The sequence below is a fragment of the Nocardioides sp. genome, from assembly GCF_024509035.1.
GTDB lineage: Bacteria > Actinomycetota > Actinomycetes > Propionibacteriales > Nocardioidaceae > Nocardioides.
The window spans coordinates 1-3,572 of record NZ_JANINT010000216.1 but is presented as its reverse complement, the minus strand read 5'-3'; the positions used below and the strand labels follow the sequence as shown (position 1 = coordinate 3,572).

The 3,572-nt window shown below is 69.8% G+C and carries 2 protein-coding genes; both read right to left on the bottom strand.

From position 1 onward, the window contains the following. Positions 1-544 precede the first annotated feature (544 nt). A complete protein-coding gene (locus Q0L15_RS15480) occupies positions 545-2,911 on the bottom strand; it encodes an immune inhibitor A domain-containing protein (RefSeq protein ID WP_296605348.1) in 2,367 nt (788 codons plus the stop codon). Between the two features lie 180 nt (positions 2,912-3,091). Then, the coding region (locus Q0L15_RS15475) for an FHA domain-containing protein (protein WP_296605347.1) at positions 3,092-3,572 on the bottom strand (481 nt) is incomplete at its 5' end.

Genomic DNA, 3,572 nt, shown 5'->3' with positions numbered 1-3,572 from the left:
CATCGAGGTCCGGGTGCTCGAGCGGGGTGGCTGCCATGTACCCATCCCAGCAGAGCCCACCGACATCGAGAGGGCCCAGAACCCTGTATCCACAAGGATCTGGGAACTCCGAAAGTAAAATCTGACGCCGGGCCAGGTGGGGTGAGTCGGCAGGCGGGGTCCCGGGTCGTAGGCGACGACCACAGCACAGCAACCCACCACGATCTGATGCCCAAGCGCGGACGGTGACCACCCGCGGTGACCACAGCGCACGGCGACCACCCTCCCTCGTTCTTCACCCACGACGACCCGAGCGCACCCGCAGGCCGACCTACAGCTCGCCGCCCTGCCGAGGCTGCGGGGGTCTCGACGAGCTCGACCAGCGGTGGTTGGCGCCCTGCGCGGGTTGCGGTGGTTTCGAGGCTCGTCGCTAGCGCTCCTCGCACCTCAACCACCGTGTCTCACTCAGCGCCCTGCCGACGCTGCGGAGGACGGGCTCGCCCCACGTGCGCGAGACCCCCGCACCCCACCGTGGTGGGTGGGGTGCGGGGGTCTCGATCTGCGATCAGCGCGAGGTGCCGACCTTGACGGTCATCACCTTGGTGCGCTTGTTGACGTTCAGCACCTTGATGGTGGTGCCGGTCTTCGGCACGTCCACGCCGTACCACTCGGGCTCGTAGAACCCGGGGTGGTCACCGGTGCCGTGCTCGTCGCTGCTGAACCACCAGTCCATCGTGTCGTCGAACAGCGGCTCGGCCGGCTGACCCTTCAGCGTGTAGGCCTTGCCCTGGTAGTGCAGCTTCTGCGACGGAGTGGCCAGCCGCGAGAACGCCGAGTCGGCCGTCAGCACCTTGGTGCGCAGGATCGACTGGTCGAACGCGTGCTGGAACACCGGGTGCGCGTCCACGGGGAGCACCTCACCGTGACCGGGGTGGTCGCCGACGTTGTTGTCGGTGTAGGAGGTGTCCCAGTAGCTGATCAGCGCGCCGGGCTGGTAGGCGAAGAAGTCGACCCAGTCCGGGCGCTCCTTGTCACCGGTGAAGTTGTAGACGTGCTCGAGCACCTTGTCGCGCCCGACGTACTGCCGGTTGTCCACGAAGTAGGTGTTCAGGAACGCCTTGGTCTCCTCGGAGTGGACCGCCTCGAACCCGTCGAGCACCCAGCCCTCGGAGCCCGCCTCGGCCGTGCCGATCGGCTCGCCGTCCAGCGTGATGTTGTCGACCTGGAAGCCGGCCTCGGCGGCCGCGCCGTCGGTGAGGTAGCGCCAACGGACGGCGTTGGTGCCGGCGGGCACCGTGGCCGTCAGGTCGACCCACTGCCCGTCGGTGGTGCCGGTGATGCCGGTGCCGTCGGGGTTGAACGAGCCCTGGTCCTCACCCTCGTAGCTCTCGCTCGTGGGGATCGAGGTCCAGGTCTCGCCACCGTCGCTGGAGACCTCGAGGAACGCGTAGTCCCAGCCCTCCTCGATGGCGTAGCGCACCTTGGCGGTGAGCTCACCACCGTCGGCGACCTCGCGGGTCATGGTGTGGTCGAGGTTGTCGCCGGAGCCGGAGAAGTAGAACTTCTCGCCGCAGTCGGCGCAGGGCGCGCCGTACTGGAACGTGACGTCCTTGTCCGGCAGCAGCACGATGAGCCCGTTGGACTGTCGGCCGCTGGTCGACGCACCCGGACGCAGCTTGAAGGTGCCGGTCCGGCCCGCGCGGATGGTGTCGTAGTCGAGCCACCCGAGCTGGAACTTCTCCCACGCGCCCATCGGCTGCGGGCGGTCACCGATGCCCGGGTCGCCCTTGGCGGTGCCGCGGGACTGCGCCATCAGCGACCAGTGCTCGACGCTGTTGCTGGCGCCGCCGGTGTTGCCGGAGGTGTCGTAGAGGTCGGGCAGTTCGAGGTCGTGGGTGTACTCGTGGGCGAAGACGCTCAGGCCGCCGTTCTCGGGCTGCATCGTGTAGTCGCTGACCCACAGGCCGGTCGGGTTGTCCGGGAACGTCACGCCACCGTCGGGCGCGCCCGTGTCGCTCTTGCCACCCTCGCCGACCTGGATGCCGCCGACCGCAGGGCCGGGGCCGGTGCCGAGGCCGTGCAGCGCCGCGTTGCCGCGGTGGCTCCAGATGGCGTCGGAGCCGTAGATCGGGTCGCCGTCGGCCTCGTCGCCGCCCGCGTGGACGATCTGGAAGTGGTCGATGTAGCCGTCCGGCTCGCGGAAGTCGCCGTCACCGTCGTAGTCGTAACGGTCCTGGACGTCGAAGGTCTTGAGGTAGTCCTGGATGCGCTGCATCGTCCAGCCGTCGTCGAGCCGGCCCTGCACCCACTCCGACAGCGCGTCCCGGATCAGGAAGTTGACGTTGCTGCAGACGATGTCGCCACAGTCCTTGTTGCTGCCGTAGCGGGCCTCGTTGAACGGCACCTTCACCCAGGCGGTGACGTCGCCGGCGATGGAGTACTGCCCGCTGGACTGGTCCTCGAAGAAGTCCTTCATCCGGCTGAAGTACATGTTCTTGAAGTACGCCGTGCTGAAGTCGGCGTTCCAGATCGTGGTGTTGTCGACCTTGCGGTCGGGCTTGGGGATCTGGTTGTGCAGCGGGCCGTCGAACCGCTGGGCGCCCGAGTCGGGGTCGTCCTGGTAGGCCTGGTGCCGGCGATCGCCGAACTCGGCCAGCACGACGAAGATGCGGTCCTTGCCGGTCTGCGCGACGCGCCCGTAGACGCCCTTGCCGAGCTTCTCGGCCTGGCCCTTGCCGCCGGTGCGCAGCCGCTTCTCGAGGGCGGCCTGGTTGCGGGCGTGGTAGTTGGACTTCCACCCGGGGGTGAGCACGTCCGTGGGGCGGCCGCGGTCGGACTTGGCCGCGGGGCCGTCCGCGGGCGGCGTGGCGCCGGCCTGCGGGGTGGTGAGCGACAGCGCCGTGGCGGCCGCGATCAGAGATGCCGTCGCCATCGCGGCGACGTGGGTCCTTCGCAAGAGAGTCCTCCCAGTTGTCAGGGCGTGGTCCGCCCGAGAGCCCGAGGGCACGCTCGACAACCGGGTCAACGGCGCCGAGATCACCGTCAGGAGGAGAGCAGTCGACACGTCCGAGCGGGGTGAGCGGAAGAGCCGTCGCCGTTCGTTACCGGACCGTTATCTGTTCGATGATCGGGACCGCGTGGCCGGAGTGCGGTCGTCTGCCTCCTGACGCACCCGCATCTCCCGGTCCCCGAACCGCACCCGGTCGCCGTCGAGCAGGGTGGTCGCGCGACCGACCGGCAGCTCCCGGGCCGCGCCTTCTCGTAGCAGCGTCGAGCCGTTCGTCGACCCGCGGTCGGTCACGACGAGCCGGCCCCGCCCCGTGAGCCGGAGCTGGGCGTGGGTCTTGGACAGGGACAGGTCCGCCGATCGGAGCTGCACCAGGTGGCGCACGGCCTCCCCCGGGCGCGCCTCCGGATCGCGGCCGAGGAGCACAGGCCCGTCGATCTGCAGGGTCTCGCCGGTGTCGAACTCGACCCTCCACGGCCCGTCGTGCCGGCCGGCGTCCGGGCCATCGGCCGCGCGGACGCGGGGCGGCTCCCGCCGGGCCCGGCGCGTGCGCGCTGCGTGGGAGGCAGCCGGCACGACCGGCGCG

Coding starts and splice junctions, on each gene's coding strand:
- Q0L15_RS15480 (WP_296605348.1), bottom strand. CDS start 2,911: ATGGCGACGGCATCTCTGATCGCGGCCGCCACGGCGCTGTCGCTCACC.